The organism is Vibrio sp. vnigr-6D03 (assembly GCF_002835515.1).
GTDB lineage: Bacteria > Pseudomonadota > Gammaproteobacteria > Enterobacterales > Vibrionaceae > Vibrio > Vibrio penaeicida.
Map to the genome: position 1 here is coordinate 105,277 of NZ_PIZL01000015.1, position 25,230 is coordinate 130,506.

Genomic DNA, 25,230 nt, shown 5'->3' on the forward strand with positions numbered 1-25,230 from the left:
TGATCCAATGCTTGTTGTTCACTCATATTGTTGGAAATCCCGTCAATTGTGTATCGGCGGTGACACAGGAATCTGTAGTAACTTTTTGAGTTTGGTAAAGAAATGAGCTCACAATGAGCCAAAAACTAAAGCGCACCTATTCAATAAAGTGCACTTTAAAGGAGAGATTTACTGCCAATAAGGGGTCGTATCGATACTCATTTGGCGGGTTTGCTCCATAGCATGCAAAATTGAGTTTTCTTGTCGGTTCAACCACCGCTCCAGCTGCATTTGGTTTTCACCTTCTAAACTTGGAAGCAATTTATGCAGCGGCTCCAACATCAATAAATCGTCAATACCTTGCTTAAGATCTTCCCAAGGTAAGCGGAATGCATTTCTATCTTCTGTATCATAGAGAGAGGCAAAACAGATCCCAGTGTACAGATTTCTAGATAGGCGGTATTGCTGGTCAATGTATTCTTGACGGTTCAATTGACGCTCTGCTGGAAATGCTTCAACCAATTCAGCCCACGTTCTATCAAGTTGCTTGACCGAAAAGCTTCGTATGTCTTGTGCCATTTTCTCACGCGCTTTGTCATCAAGAAACGGCTGCCAACCACGAGTAAGTATCCATCGGCTCAAATCAAGCAACAATCGTGTATAGCGCGAGGATTTGAGAAGTTTTAACGAATGCTCTCTACTTGGTAACGCTTGGAATTGAGTGCCAAGCTGTTCGACAAGCCACTTTCGCGCATCCAGCTTTCGCAACGCATGCCCTTTATCGTCCATCAGCTCATCAAGATAATCCGCCTCTTTGAGCCAAGTCAGCTCATCTTCTAACCACATCAATTCTTGTCGCAAAATAGCGCTTGCTCGCCTTGGAACTATGCCCCCAAATACCGACAGTGTTTGGCGAATGAATCCAATTGAGTGTGCAATTTCGTGTAAAGCATCGAACTCATCACGTTCTACATAGATTTGCTCGTGGTAATGCCAGTGACCCAATGCATGCTCTAAAGACTGAATAAGGCAATACTCAGCGTTGTGAGAACTTTCCGTCGCCACTAACGATAGAGGCATAACTTCATCACCTTGATGACCGTAAGCCAATCGGTATCCGCGTGCCGCTTTACTCAAGTTACCCAAACGCATGCCGCCATCTTCACACAATATCCGTGCAAGGTTGAACAGCGCATCGGTTTGTCCGGACTTTAACTCCAGCTCGACTTCGCAAATTTCGTCTTTGTTGTCACCCGCCGTCACCCAACCTTGATCAAACGCCACTTCAACTTGGCTGCCATCCGTCATGCTGATCAGCCATTGCTCACGCTTGAAATCGGTAGAAAAAATAGGAGTAAGTTCTTGTTGCAACGCGTCTATTGCTTTGCCATTAGGCCAAATGTCGCTAGGATGAAGGTGTAGGTCGGGAATATTGTTGGTATGTTCGGCGTTATATTCAGGTCGTTGATGTAAACCAGCGACAACACGCCCCGCAGTTTTAACTGTTTGCACAAAGACATCATCATAACGACGAATTCGCAGACCTATGTCATGTTGTCTTAACCAATTTTCTGGTGTATCGAAATAGGTATTACCCAGCTCTCGACAACTGTGCTGAAGAACTTTCTCTTCAGCTATTTTGGCTACCAAAGTCGTTGAAAATTCAGGTGAAACGAAAAACTTCAGTTCTATCTCAGTTTCCATATTTATACCTTTAACGGATGACCCTGAAAGCATATTGCTTAATCCCATCGTCGACAAGTGGCAATTAACGCCCAAATGATGATCTAAAACAGTTTTAATGATGGATTGATTAGGTTAACATGCGCGACTTTATAGCCATCGTTCAAGATTTCGCCTTTATGGCTGAAGTTTCTTATAGGTTATATTTTTTAGGTTGAATAGCCATGCCAGTGAATACAATTATGGGGTTATTTGCAAAGTCCCCAATTAAACCTTTGCAACGCCACGTTGTGTGTGTGAACGAGTGCTGCTCTCACTTAGTTAACTTCTTTGAAGTTAGTGCTAAGGGTGACTGGGAAAAAGCAGGCGAAATTCGTGCACAAATCTCTCACTTGGAGAGAGAAGCGGACGTCTTAAAACGTGAGATTCGTCTGAAACTGCCACGTGGTTTATTCATGCCTGTAGATCGTACCGATATGCTTGATTTGCTGACGCAGCAAGACAAGCTAGCCAACCTTGCAAAAGACATTGCAGGTAGGGTGATTGGTCGTCAATTGCAAATCCCAGAACCACTTCAGGAAAACTTCATTTTATACGTTAAGCGTTGTCTTGATGCCGCCGATCAGGCTCAGAAAGTCATCAGCGAATTAGACGAATTATTGGAAACTGGCTTTAAAGGTCGAGAAGTCACTTTGGTGGCCGAGATGATCAATCAATTGGATGCCATCGAAGACGATACCGATGCCATGCAAATTGTATTGCGCCAGCAACTAATGGCGATCGAATCGAAGTACAATCCGATCGACATCATGTTCTTATACAAGATTTTAGAATGGGTAGGTGGCATCGCCGATCAAGCTCAGCGCGTTGGCGCTCGTCTTGAACTGATGCTATCTCGTTCATAAACGAAAACTGAAACACATAACATGAGATTGGATTGTATCAAGGCACACGGAAGGCTTGTGTGCCTTTGTTGCGCGCTTGTTCAAAAATCCTCTCATACGTTATCCAACAACTAGGTATTACGATGGATATCCTCGCGAACTACGGCACTATCATTATTATAGTGGCTGCACTATTTGGCTTCTTAATGGCAATCGGTATCGGTGCCAATGATGTAGCAAACGCCATGGGTACGTCAGTTGGCTCTAAAGCGCTGACGGTAAAACAAGCGATCATCATCGCAATGATTTTCGAATTTGCTGGTGCTTACTTAGCAGGTGGTGAAGTAACCGATACTATCCGTAAAGGTGTTATCGAGACCTCCTTCTTTGCTGATCAGCCTGACGTGCTTGTGTACGGCATGATGTCTGCGCTTCTTGCAGCAGGTACGTGGCTATTACTTGCGTCCTATATGGGCTGGCCGGTCTCCACCACTCACTCCATTATCGGTGCAATTATCGGATTCGCTTGCGTATCTGTTGGTACTGAAGCCGTTGATTGGCAATCAGTTCAAGGCATTGTTGGGAGTTGGATTGTAACGCCGCTGATATCAGGGATATTTGCATACCTGATATTCGTCAGCGCGCAACGCCTAATTTTCGACACCGAAAACCCACTGTTTAATGCTAAACGTTTTGTACCAGTATACATGTTCATCACGACCATGGTGATCGCATTGGTGACCATTAAGAAAGGTTTGAAACACGTTGGCTTGCATTTAAGCAACACTGAAGCATGGTTATGGTCTGCTGGTGTATCGGGTATAATCATGATTGGCGGTTACCTCTATATTCAGAAGAAATTTGCTCACCGCGAAGACGACCACAGTTTTGCTGGTGTTGAGAGCATCTTCAGTGTGCTAATGGTGATTACTGCGTGTGCGATGGCATTTGCTCACGGCTCCAACGATGTTGCGAACGCGATTGGTCCTCTATCAGCAGTCGTATCGACCGTTGAAAACCTCGGTGAAATCGTTACGAAAACGTCCATTGCATGGTGGATCTTGCCACTAGGTGGTATTGGTATCGTGGTTGGTTTGGCGACTATGGGTCACAAAGTGATGGCTACCGTAGGAACGGGTATTACAGAACTGACACCAAGCCGTGGTTTTGCTGCGCAGCTTGCGACCGCTTCAACGGTTGTTTTGGCTTCTGGTACTGGCTTACCCATTTCCACAACTCAAACGTTAGTGGGCGCGGTATTAGGTGTCGGTTTTGCACGTGGTATCGCAGCACTAAACCTCGGCGTTGTACGTAACATTGTTGCATCTTGGGTTGTGACTTTACCAGCTGGTGCATTACTGGCAGTCATCTTCTTCTATGCAATCCAAGGCTTATTTTTGTAAGCCTTCTGTTAGACACATGTCATTATTGACTCAAACGCACAGAAAGGGAGGCTTTGCCTCCCTCTTTTGTTGCACCACTGCCTGAAAATTCATACTATCTCTGTCTAATTAAGAATAAATGAATGGCGTAAACGTTGTTCAACTCCATCAGTTAAGGGACGTACCGTGAAAAAACTTATTTGTCTGGCCCTCTTTAGCATGCTTGTCGCGCCTGTCAGCTTCGCAAAAGATCGTTACATCTCAGACAACTTATTCACTTATATGCACGCAGGACCAAGCAATCAGTTTCGAATCATCGGCAGTGTTAATGCAGGCGACAAAATCACACTGGTTGCAACAAATCGAGATTCTGGATACAGCCAAGTTGTCGACTCCAAAGGCAGAAAAGGCTGGGTAGAAAGTAAATACGTGTCCACACGCCCAAGTATGGCTGAACGATTACCTGCACTTGAAAAAGAGCTAGGTGAAGTGAAAGAGAAGCTCGCGAATGCTCGTAGAAGCTCTGACGACGAGAAATCGGGGCTGGTTGACTCACTTGAAGCTCGTAACGAACAAATCAAAGAGCTTGAGAAGAACTACGCCGATATGAATAAGCAGCTCACCGCTTCTCAAAGCGAAGTACGCGAACTGCGCGCTAAGCTAGATACGCAGAAAGAAGACCTACTATTGAAATACTTCATGTACGGTGGCGGTGTTGCGGGAATTGGTCTTATCTTTGGATTGGTTCTTCCCCATCTAATTCCTCGTAGGAAAAAGGCGCCATCTGGTTGGGCTTAATGCAAATAGAGATTAAAACAAGAAGGGCACGTTATGTGCCCTTTTTTGATCGCCGAATTTCATGAGAAACAGTCTTTCTTGAAAAATGGTGTTTCTTGAAAAGTAGCGTTTCTTGAAAAATAGTTTTGTTGAAAACAGCAGCTAACGCCATTCATGCAATGCTGGTAATTCAATTTTCTGACCAGCAAACTCCACAACAACTGTTCTAGGGGTAATGCTATCGATCATTACTTTATCATCCACCCAGTCCCCCTCTTTTAACTCCTTGCCATTCACTTTAACCCAGCGTCGGTCTTTACTTGACGCGTACATATGGGTTTGCAGATTAAGTGCAGGAAGCTTGCCCTGGAATCGGCGTTCATTACCCACTAAGGGCGTCGCTTCGACTGGTGCATCATTGTAGCGGCTAGAGTCTGGATTAGCCGTATCGTCAATGGCAGATTGAACGGCTAACGCTAACTCTGGAGATAATGAGGAAAGATCTAAGTTATCCAGCGTTTCTTTCTTTTTCTCTGTTGGCTTTTGCTCTGTTAGCTTTTGATCCGTTTGAGACCTTAGCCCAGTTTGAGATTTTTCCTGTGTTTGAGGGCTCACTACCCGCGCAGTTTCCGTTGTCGAGTCATACAACACCTCAGTAGGTAAGCCATCCACCGTTGGCATATCCTTAAGCGGCTTAGCTTCGGGGTAATCCATTACTTTAGCAAGCTGTGTCTTTACTGTTTCAACTTGGATTATCGGGGCGCTATCTGGTTGATAATTTAAATAATGCCATGAAGAAACCAAAACGGCGGGAATGACAAATACCATCGTTTTAAAAAGACTCGAACCCGTTGAAGGTGTATTTAAATAGCTCATTGAATGCCACCACATAATGCGAAGTGACAGAACACCCATAATTCTTTTATTTCAATAAAGGCATTAAGCATCCGATGGTACCTCTGTCGTTTTAGTCAGTGAAGGGGCAGAGTCATTCACTATTAGATCCAGATACTGCAAGGTTTTCGCTCCTACAATTCCATCAACAAATAGCCCTTGCCAACGCTGAAAAGCCTCCACTTTCTCTTTCAATATTTCGTCAAAAATATTACTGCTCTGTGACGCTTCACCAAGCGCTTTAGCAAGCATTACCTCTAACTTAGCAACGGATTCACCTTGCTGACCAAGTTTAAGAGTTTCCGCTATTGGATCATGCCAAATAGCGCGGTATTCGCCAGCCCAATGTTGTTCTAGCCACCCAACAGGCACTTCTACTCGACCATCACCAACCAGAATTTGGGCAGTTTCATCAGACACTGCATACAGCAGCGCATAATGACGTTCATCGCCAACATTCAGCGCAAAAACAACAGGGCGATTTTGTTGTATCACATCATCCAGCCCCCCAGATTCAATGGAGCAATAGTAGGATGAACGTGACCTTTCACAATCCGTGTCACGAACCGAGGCTTTCAGCCCCCACAACTCAAACAACTTTAATGTCGTTTTGGTTTCACCTTCACTGCGCTTTAAATATGGCGATAGCGTGTCAGCAACGGGGATTTGGATGGTCTTAGTCGTAACCTGAATTTCCGGAGTTTGAGCAGGGATCCACTTCTGTAAGGCAAGAGGAGTGGCGAAGTAAGCAAACGTTGCGAGGGCTGCACTTCCCGTTAATAGCAATATATTTGGCCAAACAGAAGAGGGAGTAGAAGATGGTGACACGGTGCCTTGAACGGGAGCTTGAAACGCCATTACATCCTGACAGGCTTGTTCGGCTCGCGCTTTACTCACAACTTTGACGCCACTTTGGCTGGCATATTGCAGGCTTTTATCGCAGATCAGATTGATAAGTCGAGGTATGCCCTGAGTATATTTTGCGATGACTTTAATTGCAGCCGGTTCAAAAGTGCTTTGAGCTCCGTTTGCTAACCCAAGTCGAAACTCGATGTACTCGCTCACTTCAGCAGGGTTAAGCGGCAGTAAGTGATAGCGACCAGTAATGCGCTGTGCAAGCTGTCTCAATTCAGTTGTCTGCAACTTTGCTTGTAGTTCAGGCTGCCCAATCAATAATACTTTTAAGAGTTTTTGGCTATCGGTTTCTAAATTAGTGAGAAGACGTAATTGCTCAAGCACATCAGGTAGTAGATGCTGTGCTTCATCAATGATTAACAGTGTTTGAAACCCACCAGCATAGTTATCAAGCAAGAAGCGCTGAATGGATTGTGTCAGTACCTTAAGGCTTGCTGATTCTGGGTATTCAATACCAAACTCATCGCAAATCGCTTCCAACAAATCTTGGTTTGAATAGGTTGGATTTAAAATGAGCGCCGCTTTGGTTTCTTCTCCAAGCGCGGAAAGCATGGCTTTCGAAACGGTTGTTTTGCCTGTTCCAACTTCACCAGTAAGCATTGCAAACCCACCACCTTCACCCAAACCAGATTGAAGATGATTCATTGCTTCTCTGTGACGCGCACTCAAATACAAATACCGAGAACTCGGTACTATTGAGAATGGCATTTCCGTGAAACCGAAAAAATCCTTATACATGCTTATCTCTCTTCGCTAAGATTCTGGCAAATTACCATTGTGACGAGGTTTGTAAAGCCTCGAGGCATAATTAGGAGGTCAAACTTGGACGTATATTTAGTCGGTGGCGCTGTGCGAGACCAATTACTGGGTATTCCGGTACACGACAAGGATTGGGTTGTAGTGGGTAGTTCACCAGAAAAGATGCTCGCCAATAGGTACCAAGCTGTCGGCAAAGACTTTCCTGTATTCTTGCATCCAGAAAGTCATGAGGAATATGCATTAGCGCGTACCGAACGAAAATCAGGGCATGGTTACACAGGCTTTGAATGTCACTTTGCACCTGACGTGACGATTGAGGACGACCTCCTTCGAAGAGACTTAACCATCAATGCCATGGCTCAACACGAGGATGGAAGAATTGTCGATCCTTACGGCGGTCAACATGACCTCAATAACAAAATCTTGCGCCACGTGTCTGATGCATTTGTTGAAGACCCTCTTCGCGTTCTTCGCGTGGCTCGGTTCGCAGCCAAGCTGGCTTCATTAGGTTTTACTGTCGCAGATGAAACCCTGAAATTGATGTCCAAGATAGCGCAATCCGGCGAGCTTGAACACTTGACGCCTGAACGGGTTTGGCAGGAATGGCATAAATCTCTCAATACAGACAGACCTGACGTATTTCTAGAGGTACTCAGACAATGTGGCGCTCTGGAAGTCGTCCTCCCAGAATTGGACGCTTTATTTGGTGTCCCACAACCGGAGCAGTGGCACCCAGAAATCGATACTGGTATTCATACGTTGATGGTTGCAAGGCAAGGCGCTGATTTGAGCCAAGACCCCGTCATTAGATTTGCAGCACAAGTTCACGACTTAGGGAAAGGGATAACACCGAAGGAAGAATGGCCGAGCCACAAAATGCATTGCCACACAGGGCTCAACATAATTAAGAAATTATGTGAGCGCATTAAAATTCCCAACGAGTTCAGAGAAACCGCCTTGGTCGTATGCGAACATCACACCAATGTGCACCGTGCAGAAGAACTAAGAGCAAAAACAAAACTTAAAATACTGAATAAATTGGATGTGTGGCGTAAACCTGAACGCTTGGCTCAACTCTTAATCTGTTGTGAAGCCGATCATCGCGGGCGGCTGGGTTTAGAAGATAACCCCTACCCTCAATCGAAACTCTTCAATCAAGCTTATCAGGCTGCTTTGCAAGCGGATGTACAAAAGGTTATTCAGGATGGATTTCAGGGAAAAGAAATACGTGAAGAGTTAGACAAACGGCGATTGCGTTTTATTCAAGAATTGTAAAACCAAAAGACCGTATACAAACGTCATTACACAAACGCCACTATCGCAATAGTGGCGTTTATTCTATTTGCATTACAGACCGAGCGTTTACTCTTGAGGAACCACTTTCCCAATGTAAGGTAAGTTACGGTATTTCTGAGCGTAATCGATACCAACACCAACAACAAACTCATCTGGAATTTCAAATCCAATGAATTTTGCATCGACTGCAATTTCACGACGAGAGGGTTTGTCTAAAAGAGTGCAAATCTCGATAGAAGCAGGCTCGCGAATTTCTAAAATTTCGCATACTTTACTCAATGTGTTACCTGTATCTATGATGTCTTCCACCAACAAAACGTCTTTGTTTTTGATGTCATCATCCAGATCTTTCAAAATACGCACATCGCGTGAGCTTTCCATCGCGTTGCCATAGCTAGATGCGGTCATGAAATCGACAGTATGATTCTTACCAATGGCACGCGTCAGATCAGCCATAAAAACAAATGAACCACGAAGCAGTCCCACCAACACCAACTCTTTGTCTGAATCTTTGTAGCGCTCGGTGATTTTCTTGCCCAATTCGATAACTCGATCCTGAACGTCTTGCTCAGAAATCATTACTTCAACTGTATGTTTCATACTGCTCTCAATTAGTTAGTGGCTGATTTTGCAGGTAAAGTCACATTATCAATAATTTGAATTTTCGTTAATGTGCACCCAATAACACATTTTACCACTGCAAACGACTCAGGGTAAATTTTTAACTTGGTCATGAAATTGAGCACTTTTTAACATTTCTTGATTGACACTTTTATATGCACCATTACACTCATATGGCAAATCTAATTATAAAATAATCATTAAACTTCATATGTTGGCAAGGAAAATCAATTATGGATACTGTAAAGAAACGTCCAAGAACAAGGCTATCTCCACAGAAACGTAAAGAACAACTGCATGATATTGCGATAGAAGTATTCGCGAAACGCGGTATCGGTCGCGGTGGTCACGCTGATATTGCTGAGATCGCTCAGGTATCAGTTGCAACTGTTTTCAACTACTTCCAGACCCGTGAAGATTTGGTTGATGAAGTACTGAGCCAAGTTGAGAAACAATACGCTCTTTTCATCAATGAAAGCATTCTTCCGGAAGCAACTGCCGAAGAAAACTTAACGAGCCTAACCAAGAACATCATTAAGTTTGCACTCGATGGTACGCACTGGATGAAAGTTTGGTTCGAGTGGAGCACATCTACTCGTGAAGAAGTATGGCCTTTGTTCCTATCCAGTAACGAAGAATCTCAGAAACGTGTTGAAGACATGTTCCTGACCGCGATGCAACGTGGCGAAGTATGCGACGAGCACAAAGCAGAAGACTTAGCCAAGCTATTACACGGCATTTGCTACTCTCTTTATGTTCAAGCTAACCGCAACCCAGATCCAGAGTACTTAGAAGGGCTTGTAGCTAGCTTCCTAGGTATGCTTTGCATTTACAAGCAAGACTAAAACGCGCTTTTGTAAAACGGTAAAATAGATAAGCGGAGGGATTTTCCCCTCCGTTTTTTGTTTTTGTCCGTTGTCCGCCCGAAAACCGAAAACGCCACGAGAAACAGAAACAAAAAAACCGCTGACTGGCAGCGGTTTTTATCATTCAGCTTTTAGAAAAATTACTTTTTCTTCTTCACAGCTTTCTTGTTTGGAAGGTCAGTAATAGAGCCTTCAAACACTTCAGCAGCCAAACCTACAGATTCGTGTAGAGTTGGGTGAGCGTGGATGGTTAGAGCGATGTCTTCTGCATCACAGCCCATCTCGATAGCCAAACCAATTTCACCTAGTAGCTCACCACCGTTAGTACCAACGATAGCGCCACCGATTACGCGGTGTGTTTCTTTATCGAAAATCAGCTTAGTCATACCATCAGCACAGTCGGACGCGATTGCACGTCCAGACGCAGCCCATGGGAAAGTCGCAGTTTCGTAGTTGATACCTTCCGCTTTTGCTTCTTTCTCTGTCTTACCAACCCACGCCACTTCTGGCTCAGTGTAAGCGATTGAAGGAATAACTTTAGGATCAAAGTAGTGTTTCTTACCAGAAATCACTTCTGCAGCAACATGGCCTTCATGCACACCTTTGTGTGCCAGCATTGGCTGACCGACAACATCACCAATCGCAAAGATATGAGGAATGTTTGTGCGCATTTGCTTATCCACATTGATAAAGCCACGCTCATCAATCTCGATACCCGCTTTTTCACCATCGATAAGAAGACCGTTTGGTACACGACCGATAGCAACAAGAACGGCATCGTAGCGCTCAGCTTCTGCTGGTGCTTTTTTGCCTTCCATTGAAACGTAGATACCATCTTCTTTGGCTTCAACAGCCGTTACTTTGGTTTCTAGCATCAAGTTGAACTTGTCTTTAACTCGCTTGGTGTAAACCTTAACGATGTCTTTATCAGCTGCAGGGATCACTTGGTCAAACATTTCAACAACGTCAACCTGAGAACCTAGTGACTGGTATACCGTACCCATTTCAAGACCGATGATACCACCGCCCATAATAAGCAGTTTGCCCGGAACTTCTTTAAGCTCTAGTGCATCAGTAGAATCCCAAATACGTGGGTCTTCATGCGGGATAAACGGAAGTTTAATTGGGCGAGAACCTGCCGCAATGATAGCGTTGTCGAAGTTAACTGTAGTTGCTTCGCCTTCACCTTCTACAAGAATAGAATTAGGGCCAGTGAACTTACCGTAACCGTTAACCACTGTGACGTTACGCATCTTAGCCATACCGCCAAGACCGCCCGTCAATTGGTTAACCACTTTTTCTTTCCAGATTCGGATTTTGTTGATGTCCGTTTGCGGCTCACCAAATACCACACCGTGATCAGCCATTGCTTTCGCTTCTTCGATCACTTTAGATACGTGTAGCAGTGCTTTAGATGGGATACAACCCACGTTTAGACACACTCCACCTAGGGTGGTGTAACGCTCGATAAGTACCGTTTCTAGACCTAGATCCGCACAACGGAACGCAGCAGAATAACCAGCAGGACCAGAACCAAGTACAACAACTTGGGCTTTAATTTCTTTGCTCATTTTGACCTCTTGTAGTCATTATCCCTAACAGGCTGAGTGGGTGTTCAATGAATTCTTTTTTAGAACGTTTTATTTTCAGACCGAAACAGTTTACAGAGTTGTTAAAGGTGTGAAAAGTAAATCCATTTAGCCTGTGAGCCAGACAACAGTTCGATTGAGATTCTCTTGTTATCAACAAGGTTAAATCAAACTGTCAGCTTGTAATTTAAGGGCGGCTTATAGCCGCCCTGATTTTACGTATCTTGACTTATAGCACCAAGCGACGGATATCGCTCAGACAACCATTCAAGTAAGTGATGAAGCGCGCACCTTCTGCACCATCAATCACACGGTGGTCGTATGAAAGAGATAGTGGCAGCTGTAGGCGAGGTGTGAAATCTTTACCATTCCATACCGGCTTCATTTCAGACTTGGATACACCTAGGATTCCAACTTCTGGCGCATTTACGATAGGAGTAAACGCTGTTCCGCCGATACCGCCTAGGCTAGAAATTGTGAAACATCCGCCTTGCATGTCACCAGCCGTCAGTTTGCCTGCACGTGCTTTCTTAGACACAGCCATTAGCTCTTCAGATAGCTCGTAAATGCCTTTCTTGTTCACATCTTTGAATACAGGAACAACAAGACCGTTTGGTGTATCAACCGCGATACCGACGTTCACGTATTTCTTAAGAATGATGCTTTCACCATCTTCAGAAAGAGAAGAGTTGAATGCAGGGAACGCTTCTAGTGCTTTCGCTACTGCTTTCATGATGAACACAAGTGGCGTGATCTTCATACCCGAATCTTTCTTAGCTTCGATTGCATTCTGCTCTTTACGGAATGCTTCTAGCTCAGTGATGTCTGCGTTGTCCCACTGTGTAACGTGAGGGATCATCACCCAGTTACGGTGTAGATTTGCACCAGAAATCTTCTTAATCTTAGAAAGTTTCTGAACTTCAGTTTCACCAAACTTGCTGAAATCAACTTTTGGCCAAGGAAGTAGACCTAACGCAGAACCATCGCCACTGCCTGAAGCAGCAGAGCCAGACTCTAGACGCTTAAGCGCATCTTTAACGTAAGACTGAACATCTTCTTTCAAGATGCGACTCTTACGACCAGAACCTTTAACCTTAGATAGGTTTACGCCAAACTCACGAGCAAGACGACGAACAACTGGAGAAGCGTGAGCGTACTCGTTGTTCTCTTGGAAATCGCCTGTAGATGCAGCTGGAGCCGCTTTTGGTGCTTCCGTTTTTGCTGGAGCCGCCGCAGGTGCAGCCGCTTCAGCTTGAGCAGGAGCTGCTGCAGGTGCTGGCGCAGCGCCTTCTACAACAAACGTCATGATTAGAGAGCCAGTCGACACTTTGTCGCCAGCGTTAATCTTGATCTCTTTTACTGTACCAGCGAATGGTGCAGGAACTTCCATTGACGCTTTGTCGCCTTCAACAGTGATAAGAGATTGCTCTTCTTCTACTGCATCGCCAACTGCAACCATAATTTCAGTAACTTCAACTTCGTCGCCACCGATATCTGGAACATTAATTTCTTTCTCTTCAGACGCAACAGGTGCTGCCGGCGCTGCTTCAGCGACAGGAGCCGCTTCTGCAGCTGGCGTAGGCGAAGCTTCAGCCGCACCTTCTGCTTCAAAGATCATGATCAAAGTGCCTGTGGTGACTGAATCACCTTCAGTCACTTTTATCTCTTTCACTACACCCGCTTGAGATGCAGGAACTTCCATAGAGGCTTTATCACCTTCTACAGTAATAAGGGATTGTTCTTCTTCGACCTTGTCGCCAACGCTTACAAGAATCTCAGTAACTTCAACCTCATCTGCACCAATGTCAGGTACATTAATTTCGATTGCCATTGCTTATCTACCTTCTAAATTAAGCGTTGTCTTATGCGTATAACGGGTTAGTTTTTTCAGTGTCGATGTTGAACTTTTTAATGGCTTCAACAACTACTGATTTCTCAACATCACCGCGCTTCGCTAGTTCAGTTAGTGCCGCAACTACTACGTAACCTGCGTTCACTTCGAAGTGACGACGTAGGTTTTCACGGCTGTCTGAGCGACCGAAGCCGTCAGTACCAAGAACCTTGAAAGATTCAGCTGGAATGAACGCTCGAACTTGCTCAGAGTAGTTCTTCATGTAATCCGTCGCAGCAATAGTTGGCTCATCACCAAGTACTGATGTGATGTATGGAACTTTCGCTTCTGCTTCAGGGTGAAGCATGTTGTAACGCTCTGCATTCTGACCATCACGAGTTAGTTCGTTGAAAGAGGTTACAGAGAATACATCTGACGCCACACCGTACTCTTCACTTAGGATAGTCGCCGCTTTACGAACTTCGTTCATGATTGTGCCAGAGCTCAATAGTTGAACTTTAGACTTATCACCCGCGTAAGATTCAAGCTTGTAGATACCCTTACGAATACCTTCTTCAGCGCCTTCAGGCATTGCTGGCATTGCGTAGTTTTCGTTCATTACGGTTAGGTAGTAGAACACGTTTTCTTGATCAGCACCGTACATGCGACGGATACCGTCTTGCATGATTACAGCAACTTCATAAGCAAACGTTGGGTCGTAAGAAATACAGTTAGGGATGGTATTCGCCAATACGTGAGAATGACCATCTTCGTGCTGTAGACCTTCACCATTCAATGTTGTACGACCAGCCGTTGCACCCAATAGGAAGCCACGCGCTTGTTGGTCACCTGCCATCCACGCCATGTCGCCAACACGTTGGAAACCGAACATAGAGTAGTAGATGTAGAATGGGATCATTGGTAGGTCGTTAGTGCTGTATGACGTTGCAGCCGCAACCCAAGATGCCATTGAACCTAGCTCGTTGATACCTTCCTGTAGAACCTGACCAGAAGTCGCTTCTTTGTAGTAAGAAACAATGCCTTTATCTTCAGGCGTGTATTCTTGACCGTGCGGGTTGTAGATACCGATCTGGCGGAATAGACCTTCCATACCAAATGTACGTGCTTCATCACAAATAATAGGTACAACGTTTTTACCGATGCCTTTATTCTTAAGAAGAATATTTAGCGTACGAACGTAAGCCATCGTTGTTGAGATTTCACGCTTTTGCTCGCTCAATAATGGAGCAAATTCTTCTAGCTCAGGAACCTTCAGCTCTTGAGTGAAGTTAGGCAGACGCTGTGGCGTGTAACCTTTTAGATCTTTACGACGTGCGTGAAGGTATTCGTACTCAGCTGAACCTTCTTCAAGCTTCAGGTACGGAAGTTCTTTCACTGCGTCATCAGTTAAGATGTCTTGAAGACCTAGACGATCACGTAAATGAAGTACGTGAGTCATATCCATTTTCTTAACTTGGTGCGCGATGTTCTTACCTTCAGCCGCTTCACCCATGCCGTAACCTTTTACAGTCTTAGCTAGGATAACCGTTGGGCGACCGCTAGTTTCTGCGGCATTTTTGTATGCTGCGTAAAGCTTAGATGACTCATGACCACCACGCTTAAGAGCGAAGATTTCGTCGTCGGTCATATCTGCAACAAGTGCTGCTGTTTCTGGGTATTTGCCAAAGAAGTGCTCACGTACGTACGCGCCATCTTTCGACTTAAATGTTTGGTAGTCACCATCTACAGTCTCGTTCATAAGCTGCAGTAGTTTACCTGTCGTATCTTTAGCAAGTAGAGCATCCCAGTTGCTACCCCAGATAACTTTAACAACGTTCCAGCCAGCGCCCTTAAATAGACCTTCTAGCTCTTGGATGATGCTACCGTTACCCATTACAGGACCATCTAGGCGCTGAAGGTTACAGTTGATTAGGAAGCATAGGTTGTCTAGCTTCTCACGTGCTGCAAAAGATAGAGAACCACGTGATTCTGGCTCATCCATCTCGCCGTCGCCTAGGAAAGCGTATACACGTTGAGCAGAAGTATCTTTCAAGCCACGACCATCAAGGTACTTAAGGAAGCGCGCTTGATAGATTGCTGAAATTGGCCCTAAGCCCATAGATACCGTTGGGAACTGCCAGAACTCAGGCATAAGTTTAGGGTGCGGGTATGATGGGATACCTTTGCCATCTACTTCTTGGCGGAAGTTATCTAGCTGATCTTCAGTTAGACGACCTTCAACAAATGCGCGAGAGTAGATACCTGGAGAGATATGACCTTGGTAGTAAACCAAATCGCCACCGTCCGTCTCATTAGGAGCACGGAAGAAGTGGTTGAAACATACTTCGTAGAATGCCGCCGCTGACTGGTAAGAAGCCATGTGACCACCTAGGTCTAGGTCTTTCTTAGAAGCACGTAATACGATCATTACCGAGTTCCAACGAATAATGGCACGAATACGGCGCTCTAACGTTGTGTCACCAGGGTAAGCTGGTTCTTGATCGGCTGGAATCGTGTTGATGTAGTTAGTTGTGATGCCTGTTGGCATATCAACACCATCAAGGCGTGCTTTATCTAGAACTTGCTCTAACAAGAATTGTGCACGTTCTACACCTTCTTCACGAACGACTGACTCAAGTGCCTGAAGCCATTCTTGAGTTTCAAGTGCGTCTACGTCATGCTTCGTATCAGACATGGCGATCTATCCTTCTGTTGGTTGGATCTACTTTAAACTTGTGACAAGCCGTGATTACGACTCGTTACCTCGCTGAATTCTACGCAAAGAGCGTTCTCTTCTTGACTCTTCACGAGTTAAATCCAGCAATGTTTCTTCGATATAAGCTAAATGTGAGTGAGACATTTCACGCGCCTGTTCAGGCTGACCAGAAACAATCGCATCCACAATGTTAGCTCGATGTTTACTGACTCTATCCACCACTTCTTCGCGGCGATGCAATAGCTTTAAATTTTGTAAGACATTTTGCTCAAGCAAAGGCGACAAGCTACGCACGATATGCAGTAACACCACATTATGTGCCGCTTCCGTTAAGGCAATTAGAAACGCCATAACCGCAGAAGCTTCTACTTCTACGTCTTTTTTGTCTTGAGCTTCGCGAATTTGCTCTAAGCAGCGTTGAATTCGCTCAAAGTCTTCATCGGTACCGCGCAATGCAGCAAAGTAAGCAGATAACCCTTCCATCGCGTGTCGCGCTTCCAGCAAATCTAGCTGGGTTTCGGAATGGGTAGACAATAAGTTCAACAAAGGATCGGAAAAGCTCTTCCATAGGGATTCACTAACGAAAGTCCCACCACCTTGGCGTCGGGTTAACAATCGCTTTGCTTCCAGCCTCTGAATCGCTTCTCGGACAGAAGGACGCGAAACATCAAACTGCTTCGCTAACTCTCGTTCCGGTGGCAATTGTTCCCCCGGTGAGAGTGTTCCTTCCAGTATCAACCGCTCCAACTCTTGCTCAATAACATCAGAGAGTTTCGGCTGACGAATCCTTTGATAAGCCATATTTATTGTTCTTCTACTCTTGCAGTCAATTGGTAATACCAATTTCAAATTGGGCGAAAAAATAACATAATTAAAACGTTTCTGTCCAGATAAAACTTGACGCACATCATTGAACGAAGAACAAATTAACCCAGACGTAACAAGAGTGTATTAAAACGGCAATAAAATTGGTCTTACCAATTAATATGTCATTCTGTGTGACATAAATTAAAGTTATGAAAAATTGTTTGTGGCAGTAGATAGAGCTTAGTCACATCTTGGTGTTTGACACGCTAAACAACATGACTATCCAGCTAACACGCTGAAAATGTGCTAGTTCGATCCAGTTTTGAGAAGTTTGCGAAAATATCGCCAATCAAATGTGAGACCGGGATCAGATTTGCGCAGAGGTGCGATGTATTGATGCCCAGTAATTCGGTGGTCACTCATCTTTGGGTATTGAGATTGTAGCAATTTCGTTAACTCAACCAATGAGTCATACTGCTCAGGTGTATAGCTGTCGAACTCACACCCTTCCAATTCAATGCCAATAGAATAATCATTGCAGCGTTTGCGACCCGCAAAACTGGACACACCAGCATGCCAGGCTCGTTTATCAAACTGAACAAATTGCACGATTTCACCGGTTCGACGAATCAAACAGTGCGCGGACACTTTAAGGTTTTTAATGACTTCAAAAAACGGGTGAAGGGTTGGGTCCAGATTTCCTGCAAAAAAATCATCAACAAATCTGCCGCCATACTGACGGGGAGGCAAACTAATATGATGTACAACCAGCAAAGAAATGTCCTCACCTTCGGGTCGCTCATCGTAATAAGGAGACGCCACTTTATTTATATCAGTAAGCCAATGAGATGCATCGATTTTCATTTTGTTTGATTCTTACAAAATCGTTTAGTGGGCAGAGTATATACCCAGTAATATACCCAAGTAATATACCCAAGTAACCTCAATATACCTGGTTCAGCGAGAATTAACTGGCTTTCAGGCAAGGCAGCGATATGAAGATCTAGTCATTCTAAATCAAACATCGGTAACGCAGTATGAAAGCCAGTTAAACTCGCCCTCGGGAGCCCATAGTCTATCCCATTCCGTCGTCGAAGAACTTGGAAAGGATTCATCATTCCACTGCGTTCTTCTCCTTGAACTGGAACAGACTATGAGGCTCTGAATCCTGTATCTTGAGGTCACTTGGGTATATCAATATGCAGGCATAGTTCACGCTAGAAAAAGGCGAACGAATTTTGATTAATAATAGACGTAACTAAGTTAGATACCGATAAATAGCTGAATTATCCTCCAAGCCAGAGTATGATGCAGACAATTTCAACCTCTGGTATTTACTGAATTGCGATGAAGAATACACACAACAGCCAAGAACGTCTTGACTACCTAAAACAGCAACTTCCATTGGAAATTACACGCGCAGTCGAAGACACCTTAAAAGAAGATTTAGGGGGCACTCTTGATCCGGCGGCAGACATAACCGCAGCGTTAATCCCAGAGGATGCCACCAATACCGCAACGATTATTACGCGAGAACACGGCATCTTTTGCGGTCAAGCATGGGCAGACGAAGTGTTCAAGCAACTTGGTGGCGAAGTAAAGATAGAGTGGCATGTTCAAGATGGCGATAAAGTAGAGCCAAATCAAACCCTATGCACACTTTCAGGTCCCGCTCGTGCTCTTTTAACGGGTGAACGCAATGCCATGAACTTTATTCAAACGCTTTCGGGCTGCGCTACGTTGGTTGCAGAATACGCTGAAAAGCTGCAAGGCACAGATTGCCGCCTGCTCGATACACGCAAAACCATCCCTGGTTTACGAAGTGCGCTAAAGTATGCGGTCGCTTGTGGCGGCGGATTCAATCATCGTATTGGCGTCTTTGATGCTTACTTAATAAAAGAGAATCATATTGTTGCTTGTGGTGGTATCCATAAAGCCATTGAAACAGCCAAAACCCTAAACCCAGGGAAGCCCGTTGAGGTTGAAACTGAAAACCTAGATGAGCTAAAAGAAGCAATTGAAGCGGGTGCTGACATTATCATGCTCGATAACTTCTCCACGGACATGATGCGAGAAGCCGTCAAAATTAACGCAGGTAAAGCGGCGCTGGAAAACTCTGGAAACGTTACTCTAGCGACGATTCGCGAATACGCAGACACTGGCGTCGACTATATATCGGTCGGTGCACTGACTAAGCATTTGAAAGCAATGGATCTTTCCATGCGCTTTAAGTAACGAAAATTCGAAAGAAAAACCAGATTTGAGCATTATCACAAATCTGAAATGTTTTATAAATATAAACTTATGATTGAAAAGGGAGCACAGCTTCCTTTTTTTAGCCTTATCATAAGGTTGCGACTGACATCACCTACCCCATTTGAACTCACTCGCACTGAGCCAGTAACCTACTGAAACAAAGGTGAAAATTCTTAAAGCCTCCTCCAGCAATCTCTTAATTACAGTTTCCTTACCCTTGGCACGCTCCTATCCTCGCTCTGTTTTTATACGACCTTATAAACGGAGTTATTTATGAAAAATAAGAAACAACAGGGCTTTACGCTGATAGAGCTGATGATTGTGGTAGCAATTATTGGCGTACTTTCTGCTATTGCGGTTCCAGCTTACCAAGATTATGTAAAGAAAAGTGAAGCAGCTTCAGCCATGGCTACAATGAAATCAATACTGACACCAGCCGAACTTTGGTATCAAGAAGCCGGCGGATTCAAGGCTACAGATAGTGCAGCAATACTTACAGCAATGGGTATTGCCGCAGACTCAAATAAATTAGGAGCTATTACGGTTAAAGACAATGCCTTAGAGTTTAAATTCGGTACCAAATCAAGTGTTCCAGCAAACACGACTATCGATTATGCCCGCTCGGCTACAGGTTGGAATTGTACAGTGAGTTTAGCTGCTATAGAAACGGACTCATGCCCTAAAGCTACACCATAATGCACACCAATTTAGCTAGCATTCTTCGCCAAGCCGATATTATTGGTGAAGAACACGAGTTAGCTATTATTGAGCGCATAGGTAGCACTGGGGACACCGTCCCCAGTGCTATCACTGCGCTTGGTATCCTGCCTGCTTTTGAATTGACTCAGCATATTGCTGAGATTTTTGGTTTATCTGTCATCGAAACCAATCAATACGACTACCTTCCTTTATGTGAGCAGCTGGGTCTACGAGACCTGATCACTCGCTACAATGCGTTGCCCGTTGAATCCACCAACAATACTCTATTTATTGCGCTATCGGATCCAACGATCGTTGAAGCAGAAGAGGAATTTCGTTTTGCCACCAATCAGCAAGTCGAAATCCTGCTTTGTGATGAAAGAGAATTAACAAGCTGCATTCGTAGAATGTACGGCAAAAATAGGGTCGATAGCAGCACTGGCGCTAAAGAAATCACGCAAGAAGAACTCGCAGATTTGGTTCAAGTGGGTGACGATGAATTTGAATCTGCAGAAGATCTCAGCTTAGACGATGCACCCGTCAGTCGCTTTATTCATCAAGTCTTGTTCGATGCAGTACGTAAAGGGGCGTCCGACATTCATTTTGAACCTTATGAAGAGATGTACCGTATCCGGATGCGATGCGACGGCATTCTTATTCAAGCCAATAGCCCAGCTCCTCAATTAGGGCGAAGGCTAGCCGCACGATTAAAAATACTTTCAAAACTGGATATTGCAGAGCGTCGCTTACCTCAAGATGGGCGCATTAAGCTTAAACTCAGCGACACAACCGCTATCGATCTTCGGGTATCCACCCTGCCCACGCTCTGGGGAGAGAAAATTGTTCTACGTTTACTGGACAGCAGCAGTGCGAATTTGAACATCGATATGCTCGGCTACAGTGAAGAACAGAAAGCCTTATATATCGAAGCCCTACGTCGACCTCAGGGCATGATCCTGATGACAGGTCCAACAGGGAGCGGTAAAACCGTTTCACTCTACACAGGGCTTAGCATTCTCAACACAGTCGAACGCAATATTTCAACCGCTGAAGATCCGGTCGAAATCAACCTAGCAGGCATCAACCAAGTGCAAATTCGCCCTAAAATAGGTTTCACTTTTGCAGCCGCGCTCAAGTCTTTTTTACGCCAAGATCCTGACATCGTAATGCTAGGCGAGATACGAGATTTTGAAACAGCAGAGATCGCCATCAAGGCAGCTCAAACAGGGCACTTGGTTCTATCAACCTTACATACCAACTCCGCGGCAGAAACGGTTATTCGACTAGGCAATATGGGGGTTGAACCTTATAACCTCTCGTCTTCACTGAGTTTGATCATCGCTCAACGTTTAGCAAGACGTTTGTGCCCTCACTGTAAAGTACCGCACCAGCTCTCTCTAACCCTGTTAGACAAACACAGAATTGAGACTAGCACGCCCCTTTTTCAAGCGTCTAAAGAGGGCTGCGCCGATTGCAATGCAGGGTACAGTGGTCGAATTGGTATCTATGAGGTTATGCCTTTTGATACGGAAATGCAGCAAGCTGTTTCTCATAAAGCCAATATCGCAGAAATTGAAATGCTGGCGGTTAAAAACGGTATGAAAACTCTGAGTCAGTCTGGTATTGAAATATTAAAACAAGGCATCACGAGCTACCAAGAACTGCAACGCGTCTTGTATTTGTAAGGAGACATTTTGGATCGTTCAATTACCCCTCGCCTCAAACTGTACAACTTTCGCTGGAAAGGCATTAACAGTTCTGGGAAAAAAGCCTCTGGGCAATTTCTGGCGTACACCGAGATTGAAGTCCGCGATAAGCTGCGAAGCCAACAAGTTCAAATTAAAAAAGTCAGAAAATCAGGCATCTCGTTGCTCGATAAGCTGAGCCACAAAGTTAAAAAGAAAGACATCATGGTGTTCACTCGCCAAATGGCAACCATGCTGGGAACTGGCGTCCCTATTGTTCAATCGTTAAGAATGGTGTCGGATAACCACAACAAAGCAGAGATGAAATCCATCCTGTCTCAGGTAACCAAGTCCGTAGAGGCTGGCACGCCCATCTCTAAAGCACTTAGCACATCCAACAGCCTGTTTGACAGTTTTTACACCGACTTGATTGAAACTGGTGAGCAGACTGGTAATTTATCTGATGTTTTTGAGCGTATCGCTACCTATCAAGAAAAAAGTGAGCAGCTCCGTTCTAAAGTCATTAAAGCGATGATCTACCCTGTCATGGTTCTTTTGACTGCAATTGGAGTGTCTGTTCTGATGCTCAAGTTCGTCATACCCGAGTTTGAAACTATGTTTTCGGGGTTTGGCGCTGAATTACCATGGTTTACTCAACAAGTGCTAAAACTCTCGCACATAGTGCAAAACGACTTGTGGAAGATGGTGGTCGCTATCACCGTACTGGGCATTGCTTTTAAACTCATCAGAAAACGATCGTTTAAATTTCGCTTAAGAAGCTCCAGGTGGGGGCTGAAATTCCCAATCATCGGAGGCGTTTTTAGTAAAGCAGCCATCGCCAAGTTCAGCCGAACACTGGCCACCAGCTTTAATGCTGGTATCCCTATTCTTAACGGGCTCAAAACCAGCTCTAAGACCGCCAGCAATTTGCATTACCAAGTCGCGATAGAACAGGTTTATAAAGATACAGCAGCAGGTATGCCTATTTATATCGCCATGAGAAACACAGAAGCTTTTCCAGAAATGGTCTTGCAAATGGTCATGATTGGAGAAGAAACAGGTTCACTCGACGACATGCTGAATAAAGTCGCGAACGTCTACGAGTTTGAAGTTGATAACACCGTTGATAACCTCGGAAAATTACTCGAACCGCTCATTATCATCTTTCTTGGTGTCGTAATTGGTGGGTTAGTCGTCTCTATGTATATGCCAGTATTTAACTTAATGAGTGTATTGGGCTAATATTCCCCTTCGCTATGCACACTTCACCTTAGAGATCATATATGGACGCTTTTCACTACTACCCTTGGCTATTTCCGTTGATGGCTGCTGTATTTGGGTTGGTCATTGGTAGTTTTTTGAATGTCGTGATTTACCGCCTTCCAAGAATGATGGAAAACGAGTGGCGACAAGAGTGTGCTGACTCTTTTCCTGAGTACAACATTGCGCCTCCAGCAGAGAAGCTCACCTTAAGTGTTCCACGTTCTACTTGTCAAAAGTGCAATACACAAATCAGAATTCGGGATAATGTCCCAGTGCTCAGCTGGTTACTTCTACGCGGTAAATGCCACACTTGTGGCACTGCAATCTCCGCTCGTTACCCTCTTATCGAACTGCTTACAGCGGGTCTCAGCTTTGCTGTTGCAAACCATTTCGGGTTCAGTTATTTCTCTGTTGCCCTTCTCTTTTTTACTTTTGTACTTATCGCTGCCACTTTCATTGATTTCGACACTTTACTTCTCCCCGACCAACTCACCTTACCGCTTATGTGGGCAGGGGTAGCGCTTTCACTCTTTGAAATCAGCCCTGTATCACTCACTGATTCCGTGATCGGTGCAATGGCGGGTTACTTGTGTTTATGGAGTGTTTATTACCTGTTTAAGCTGCTTACTGGCAAAGAAGGGATGGGATTTGGCGATTTCAAATTACTTGCGGCACTCGGAGCTTGGTTGGGTTGGCAAAGTTTGCCCATCATAATCCTGATGTCATCACTAGTGGGTGTTGTGTTTGGTGTGATTCAGCTAAGATTGCAGAAAAAAGGCATCGAACAAGCCTTCCCTTTTGGTCCTTACCTTGCCATCGCTGGTTGGGTTACCCTATTGTTTGGAAAAGACATCACAAGTTGGTATTTTTCACATTTCCTTGGCATTTAGTTGTGAATCAAAGATAGACTGTTTCACTATTGCAGATTTAAAAGGCAAAGAATGGCATTTGTTGTTGGTTTAACTGGAGGAATTGCTAGCGGGAAAACAACCGTAGCGAATCTTTTTCAAAAACACTTCAAGATCGATATTGTCGACGCTGATGTTATCGCTAGACAAGTTGTGGAGCCTAACTCGGAAGGTTTAGGCAAAATTGCAGAGTATTTTGGCGCTGATATATTAAATTCAGATGGTTCATTAAATCGTGTAGAACTTAGAGCAAGAGTTTTTGAGAACGAAAATGAAAAACTTTGGCTTAATAACTTGCTTCATCCCATGATTCGCCAGAAAATGAAACAAAGCTTAATGCAGATACAATCACCTTATGGTCTATTGGTTGTGCCTCTGCTTGTAGAGAACCAGTTACAATCAATGGCAGATACAGTGCTGGTTGTCGATGTATCAAGAGATACACAAATTCAGCGTACCGTGAGTAGGGATAATGTCCCTCAAGCGCAGGTCGAGTCTATTTTAAATGCACAAGCGACTCGAGAAGATCGCTTGAACCATGCGAATGATGTAATAGACAATGATTCACCAGAGAGTGACCTGTTGTCGCAAGTTACAGCGCTACACCACAAATATTTATCAATGAGCCACTAGCCCATAACAATGCGAAAGGAGCACAAAGGCGTTTTTCATGACCACTCATAAATTTGAACATCCATTAAATGAAAAAACTCGAATTTACCTTAGAGTGGAGTCGCTATTGCGACAAATGAGTCACGCGGCAGCAAAAGTGGACACCGTTCAATACCCACTGTTCTTTCGCCCTATCTTTGATTTACTTGAAATATTTGAGCAAATTCAAATGAAATCTGAGCTTGCCAAAGATCTAGAAAAGCAACGTTTGTCCTATAAATCTTGGCTCAATGTGGATGGCGTTAATCAAGATATGCTGCAAGCCGTTCTCTCCAACATCGATGATGTTCATAGAGATCTAATGGCAGCGGAACGTTTTGGTCAATCTTTGAAAGAAGATCGCTTCTTAAGCACCATTCGTCAACGATTCAATCTGCCAGGCGGTTCTTGTTGTTTTGATTTACCTTCTCTGCACTTTTGGCTACATCAGCCAGATGAGAATAGAAAGAGAGACATTGAAGGCTGGCTTGGAACTCTACAACCTCTGACTTCCGCATTGCACCTTTGGTTGCAACTGACACGAGAAACAGGGCATGAAAAACCGATCGTCGCCCGTGCAGGTTTTTTCCAAAGTGATGCAGAAGAAGCCAACATTCTGCGCTTAAACATCCCATTGGAATACGGTGTTTACCCGATGATTTCAGGTCATAAGAATCGCTTTGCGATAAAATTTATGAGCTTTGAGTCAGGGCAAGCTTACCCACATGATATCGAATTTGACTTGGCTATTTGTAGCTAGACTCTGTAC

The 25,230-nt window shown here is 44.4% G+C and carries 21 protein-coding genes; 12 read left to right on the forward strand and 9 right to left on the reverse strand.

What is annotated here, in order from left to right; all coding sequences use genetic code 11:
* Positions 1 to 168 precede the first annotated feature (168 nt).
* On the reverse strand, positions 169 to 1,683 hold the full coding sequence (locus tag CW749_RS12410) for an inorganic triphosphatase (RefSeq protein WP_101112455.1): 1,515 nt from the start codon (positions 1,681 to 1,683) through the stop codon (positions 169 to 171).
* A gap of 203 nt (positions 1,684 to 1,886) precedes the next feature.
* Between CW749_RS12410 and CW749_RS12415 the strand changes: the two genes are divergently transcribed.
* The 3 genes from CW749_RS12415 (at position 1,887) to CW749_RS12425 (ending at position 4,726) form a co-directional block, all read left to right on the forward strand.
* Positions 1,887 to 2,567, forward strand: a complete 681-nt coding sequence (locus tag CW749_RS12415; RefSeq protein WP_101112456.1) for a TIGR00153 family protein — start codon at positions 1,887 to 1,889, stop codon at positions 2,565 to 2,567.
* Between the two features lie 122 nt (positions 2,568 to 2,689).
* Positions 2,690 to 3,949, forward strand: coding sequence for an inorganic phosphate transporter (locus CW749_RS12420; RefSeq protein WP_101112457.1), 1,260 nt, complete (start codon positions 2,690 to 2,692; stop codon positions 3,947 to 3,949).
* Between the two features lie 165 nt (positions 3,950 to 4,114).
* Positions 4,115 to 4,726 carry a TIGR04211 family SH3 domain-containing protein gene (locus CW749_RS12425; RefSeq protein ID WP_101112458.1) on the forward strand — a complete coding sequence of 204 codons (612 nt, stop codon included), beginning with the start codon at positions 4,115 to 4,117 and terminating at the stop codon, positions 4,724 to 4,726.
* 141 nt (positions 4,727 to 4,867) lie between these two features.
* Here the strand turns inward: CW749_RS12425 and CW749_RS12430 are convergent, their stop codons facing one another.
* Positions 4,868 to 5,581, reverse strand: a complete 714-nt coding sequence (locus CW749_RS12430) for a general secretion pathway protein GspB (protein ID WP_180958396.1) — start codon at positions 5,579 to 5,581, stop codon at positions 4,868 to 4,870.
* Positions 5,582 to 5,644: 63 nt separating this feature from the next.
* Positions 5,645 to 7,252 carry an ExeA family protein gene (locus CW749_RS12435; RefSeq protein WP_101112460.1) on the reverse strand — a complete coding sequence of 536 codons (1,608 nt, stop codon included), beginning with the start codon at positions 7,250 to 7,252 and terminating at the stop codon, positions 5,645 to 5,647.
* An 84-nt stretch (positions 7,253 to 7,336) separates the two neighbouring features.
* On the opposite strand from CW749_RS12435, the gene CW749_RS12440 reads away from it, so the two are divergent.
* Positions 7,337 to 8,548 (forward strand): multifunctional CCA addition/repair protein, encoded by a 1,212-nt coding sequence (locus CW749_RS12440; protein ID WP_101112461.1) that lies wholly within the window; start codon positions 7,337 to 7,339, stop codon positions 8,546 to 8,548.
* An 87-nt stretch (positions 8,549 to 8,635) separates the two neighbouring features.
* Here the strand turns inward: CW749_RS12440 and hpt are convergent, their stop codons facing one another.
* On the reverse strand, positions 8,636 to 9,169 hold the full coding sequence (gene hpt, locus CW749_RS12445; protein ID WP_101112462.1) for a hypoxanthine phosphoribosyltransferase: 534 nt from the start codon (positions 9,167 to 9,169) through the stop codon (positions 8,636 to 8,638).
* A gap of 254 nt (positions 9,170 to 9,423) precedes the next feature.
* On the opposite strand from hpt, the gene CW749_RS12450 reads away from it, so the two are divergent.
* Positions 9,424 to 10,035 (forward strand): TetR/AcrR family transcriptional regulator, encoded by a 612-nt coding sequence (locus CW749_RS12450; RefSeq protein WP_101112463.1) that lies wholly within the window; start codon positions 9,424 to 9,426, stop codon positions 10,033 to 10,035.
* 161 nt (positions 10,036 to 10,196) lie between these two features.
* Here CW749_RS12450 and lpdA read toward each other — a convergent pair whose 3' ends face one another.
* The 5 genes from lpdA to ampD all read right to left on the reverse strand — a co-directional run bounded on the left by lpdA (position 10,197) and on the right by ampD (position 17,863).
* A complete protein-coding gene (lpdA, locus tag CW749_RS12455) occupies positions 10,197 to 11,627 on the reverse strand; it encodes a dihydrolipoyl dehydrogenase (RefSeq protein ID WP_101112464.1) in 1,431 nt (476 codons plus the stop codon).
* Positions 11,628 to 11,874: 247 nt separating this feature from the next.
* On the reverse strand, positions 11,875 to 13,476 hold the full coding sequence (gene aceF, locus CW749_RS12460; RefSeq protein WP_101112465.1) for a pyruvate dehydrogenase complex dihydrolipoyllysine-residue acetyltransferase: 1,602 nt from the start codon (positions 13,474 to 13,476) through the stop codon (positions 11,875 to 11,877).
* Between the two features lie 31 nt (positions 13,477 to 13,507).
* On the reverse strand, positions 13,508 to 16,171 hold the full coding sequence (gene aceE, locus CW749_RS12465) for a pyruvate dehydrogenase (acetyl-transferring), homodimeric type (RefSeq protein ID WP_101112466.1): 2,664 nt from the start codon (positions 16,169 to 16,171) through the stop codon (positions 13,508 to 13,510).
* 54 nt (positions 16,172 to 16,225) lie between these two features.
* A complete protein-coding gene (pdhR, locus tag CW749_RS12470; protein WP_101112467.1) occupies positions 16,226 to 16,993 on the reverse strand; it encodes a pyruvate dehydrogenase complex transcriptional repressor PdhR in 768 nt (255 codons plus the stop codon).
* 312 nt (positions 16,994 to 17,305) lie between these two features.
* A complete protein-coding gene (ampD, locus tag CW749_RS12475; RefSeq protein ID WP_101112468.1) occupies positions 17,306 to 17,863 on the reverse strand; it encodes a 1,6-anhydro-N-acetylmuramyl-L-alanine amidase AmpD in 558 nt (185 codons plus the stop codon).
* Between the two features lie 483 nt (positions 17,864 to 18,346).
* Between ampD and nadC the strand changes: the two genes are divergently transcribed.
* The 7 genes from nadC to zapD all read left to right on the forward strand — a co-directional run bounded on the left by nadC (position 18,347) and on the right by zapD (position 25,221).
* Complete coding sequence (gene nadC, locus CW749_RS12480; RefSeq protein WP_101112469.1) at positions 18,347 to 19,234, forward strand: carboxylating nicotinate-nucleotide diphosphorylase; 888 nt, start codon at positions 18,347 to 18,349, stop codon at positions 19,232 to 19,234.
* Positions 19,235 to 19,528: 294 nt separating this feature from the next.
* The gene (locus tag CW749_RS12485) at positions 19,529 to 19,951 is read left to right on the forward strand and encodes a prepilin-type N-terminal cleavage/methylation domain-containing protein (RefSeq protein WP_101112470.1); all 423 of its coding nucleotides are present in this window, start codon (positions 19,529 to 19,531) and stop codon (positions 19,949 to 19,951) included.
* Complete coding sequence (gene pilB / locus CW749_RS12490; RefSeq protein ID WP_101112471.1) at positions 19,951 to 21,639, forward strand: type IV-A pilus assembly ATPase PilB; 1,689 nt, start codon at positions 19,951 to 19,953, stop codon at positions 21,637 to 21,639. The genes CW749_RS12485 and pilB overlap by 1 nt, the downstream gene beginning before the upstream one ends.
* A 9-nt stretch (positions 21,640 to 21,648) precedes the next feature.
* Positions 21,649 to 22,881, forward strand: a complete 1,233-nt coding sequence (locus CW749_RS12495) for a type II secretion system F family protein (protein ID WP_101112472.1) — start codon at positions 21,649 to 21,651, stop codon at positions 22,879 to 22,881.
* Between the two features lie 41 nt (positions 22,882 to 22,922).
* Entirely contained in the window at positions 22,923 to 23,792 is an 870-nt protein-coding gene (locus CW749_RS12500; RefSeq protein ID WP_101112473.1) for an A24 family peptidase, read from the forward strand.
* Positions 23,793 to 23,843: 51 nt separating this feature from the next.
* Complete coding sequence (coaE, locus tag CW749_RS12505; RefSeq protein WP_101112474.1) at positions 23,844 to 24,443, forward strand: dephospho-CoA kinase; 600 nt, start codon at positions 23,844 to 23,846, stop codon at positions 24,441 to 24,443.
* A gap of 37 nt (positions 24,444 to 24,480) precedes the next feature.
* The gene (gene zapD / locus CW749_RS12510; RefSeq protein WP_101112475.1) at positions 24,481 to 25,221 is read left to right on the forward strand and encodes a cell division protein ZapD; all 741 of its coding nucleotides are present in this window, start codon (positions 24,481 to 24,483) and stop codon (positions 25,219 to 25,221) included.
* The last annotated feature ends 9 nt before the right edge of the window (positions 25,222 to 25,230 follow it).